The 2,975-nt window shown below is 70.2% G+C and carries 2 protein-coding genes; both read right to left on the reverse strand.

Annotated elements, in window-relative coordinates:
- A partial coding sequence (locus P3W75_RS26540; RefSeq protein ID WP_276230296.1) for a calcineurin occupies nt 1-1,195 on the reverse strand: 1,195 nt, incomplete at its 3' end.
- Nucleotides 1,196-1,198: 3 nt separating this feature from the next.
- The gene (locus P3W75_RS26545; RefSeq protein ID WP_276230297.1) at nt 1,199-2,866 is read right to left on the reverse strand and encodes a phospholipid carrier-dependent glycosyltransferase; all 1,668 of its coding nucleotides are present in this window, start codon (nt 2,864-2,866) and stop codon (nt 1,199-1,201) included.
- Between the last annotated feature and the right edge of the window lie 109 nt (nt 2,867-2,975).

A 2,975-nucleotide genomic window follows, 5' to 3' on the forward strand; every position in this document is an offset into this window, starting at 1 on the left:
TCAACTGCCGTTTTAACTGTCCCAGCAGGCCGGGACCGGCGTCCGCCTGCGCGGCGGACAAACCCGCGCCGCCGAAAGCGGCGAAGCGCTGACGGAAGTCCAGCTCGAGCACGTAGCGATTGTCCCAGCCTTCGCTCGCACCAGGCGCCAGCTGATCGCAGTCGGCCAGCGCGGCCGGGTCATGGCACTGACGCATGGTCTTGCCCAGGTAACGGCGCTTCCACAGCACCCACGGCGACAGCGTCAGCGCCTCCAGGCGGTTGTGCCCCAGGTCGAACTCCAGCAGGCGCAACAGGCCGTTGCCGCCCAGGTACTGGGCCTGGTAGTCGAAGCGCAGCATGTCCACGCTCAAGCCATGGTCGTTGCTCAAGCGCTGGTGGCTGGAGCCTTCCAGTTGGCTGCTGAGGGTCAGGAAAATCTGGTCGTTGCCGCGAATCAGCCGGTCCCACAGGCGCCCGCCACCAGCCGCCGGCGGGCGGATACCGTGGGAGGCGAGGATCACCGGCGTATGCGGATGCTTGTCGAGCACCTGCTGGGCCCAGGCCAGGGTGGCGTCGCTGGGACTGCAATCCAGCGCCAGCAGCAGGAACTCCTGCTGGCCGACGCGGAAGCGGTGGTACTGGCTCAGCCCCAGCGGGTCGCTGCCGGCGTAGGTGCTCTGCCAGGTGGCGCGCTGCGGGCCGAAATAGTCGGCGAAGTGGTCGCGCAGCGAGCGCTCCTCGTCGGCCGGCACGTCGCCCTGGATGTCGCGCTCGCCGGTCATGATCGCGTAGGGCACACCCCCCTCCTCCAGCAGGCGCATGGCGCTGCTCGCCACCCGCCACTGGCCGAGGTTGCTGGCGTTCTGTACGACATCCCCCAGGTGCACCACCAAGGGCACCTGCAGGGCCGTGGCGTTCTGCGCCAGCCAGTGGGTCTGGGCGAAGAAGGCCATCGCCGGGTCGTAGGAGAGGCCGGGGTAACGCTGGCTGCGCTGCAGGAGCGAGCGCTGCTGGCGGTTGTTCTCCGCGTAGTACTGGGTATCCGGCAGCACCGGCAGCACGAAAGTGTCGGCGCGCGGCTGCAGCGCCAGCGGCGGCAACGGGTGTTCGCGCAGGAACGCCTGGTCGCGGGCGATATGCCGGCGCTCGCCGGGGCCGGCGCCGCAGGCGCACAACGACAGGATGCAGCCGGCCAGGAAGAGGAAGCGCTTCATCGGTCAGCGATCACCCGCAAGCGAGGGGTCGGCGGGCAGGTAAAGCAGCACGAAGGGTTCGCGATCGAACTCGGCGGCCACCAGCGGTCGCAAGCGCTCCACGGGCGAATCGCCCAGGGCGCGCTGGCGCGCCGCCTCCATCACCAGGTACGCCGGACCGCGCAGGCCATCGAGCTGGCCCGGGTCATCGATGAAGCGCGGCGCCAGGTCGTGGTCGAGGTTGACCAGGTACTTGATCGCCTTGGCGTCACGGCCCAGGCCGACGAAGGCGACCGGGGCCGGTTTCGCGGCCATGACGGCGTCGGCCGCCAGGGTGAACCCACGGGTATCGTAGAGGCCGCGCTCGATCGGCTCGAAGGCCAGGATATAGGCGGCCCACATCGACAACGCGGCGCAGGCCGCCAGGCCAAGGGCGCGCTGACGCGGACGCCAGGCGAAAAACAGCGCCAGGGCCTGCAGCGCCAACAGCAACGCCAGGCTGCGGTAAAGCTCGGGAGCATAGTCGCTCGCCAGCTCCGGGAAGCGCCGCCGAGCCACCAGCAATGCCAGGCACAGCACGCCCGGAAGGGCCAGCCAGAGCCCTTGCAGGATGCCCCGCAGCAGCCCCGCCAGGCGGTTGCCGGCCACCTGGAAGGGATAGGCGGCGAGGATCGCGGCGAAGGGCGCCATCGCCAGGATGTAGCGCGCCTTCTTCGCCTGCGGCACAGACAGCCCGATCATCACCAGCAGCGCGGCGAGAACGCAGGCGCGCAACAGGATTCGGGTGGCCGTCGGCTCCGCGCGACCGGGCCGGCCGAAGGCCAGCGCCAGCGCCGGCAGCGCCAGCGGGAAGGCCAGCGCGTAGTTGCCCGGCGCGCTGAGGAAGTAGTACAGCGGCGAACTGGAGCCGGCGCTGCCGTCGAGGCGCCCGACCACCTGCATCTGCAGTACCTCGCGGGCGAAAGCGGCGCCTCCACTGTGTTCGGCGAGGCCGAGCAGGGCCAGGCAGCAGAGCACCAGCAGCGTGCCGGCGCAGAGACCGAAACCCAGCAGGCGTCGCCAGTCGTCGGCCGCCAGGTGGCAGGCACAGACCACCGCGGCGGGAATCACCAGGCCCAACGGGCCGCGCACCAGGAAGCCGGCCAGCAGCAGCGCCACCTGCCAACCCAGGGTACGCGCCAGCGGGCGCTCGCGATCGTTGTAGGCACGGTAGAAGGCGCCCAGCGCCAGCGCCGCGACCATCTGGTCCAGCGACACCGCGCGGGTCTCGCTGACGAAGGTGACGGTCAGCAGCAGCATGGCCACGGCGAGCAGCGCCCAACGCGACGAGATCGGCTCCAGCAGGCGGTACACCAGCACCAGCACGGCAGTGCCGGCCAGCGCCGTGGGCAGCCAGGCGGCCAGGTTGTCGACCCGGCCGAACGGCAGGGACAACAGGTAGATGAGCAGGGTCGAGGTGCCCGGGTAGTCCGGGTAGGGCTCGCCATAGGTCGTGGGGAACAGGCTCGGGCCGTGGCGCAGCATTTCCTGGGCGAACAGCACGAAGCGCGAGTCGAAGCCGATCACTGCGCGTCCCTGCGCCTGCAGGCAGAACAGCGCCAGGGCGAACGCACCCAGCAGCCAGGCGCGCGCGGCCGGGCTCAGACGCGCCAGGCGCGGCGACAGGGTCGACAGGGAGGTGAACGGTGGCAAGGCAATCCCCGGCCGGGGCGCGACCGAAGGGATTTCGGTCAGCGAGTCCGGCAGAATCGCAGCCTTATTAGCACCGTGGCAGTTAAGAAGTTGTTAAGCGCCGACGCTC

This window comes from Pseudomonas citronellolis (assembly GCF_029335315.1).
Classification (GTDB): domain Bacteria; phylum Pseudomonadota; class Gammaproteobacteria; order Pseudomonadales; family Pseudomonadaceae; genus Pseudomonas; species Pseudomonas citronellolis_A.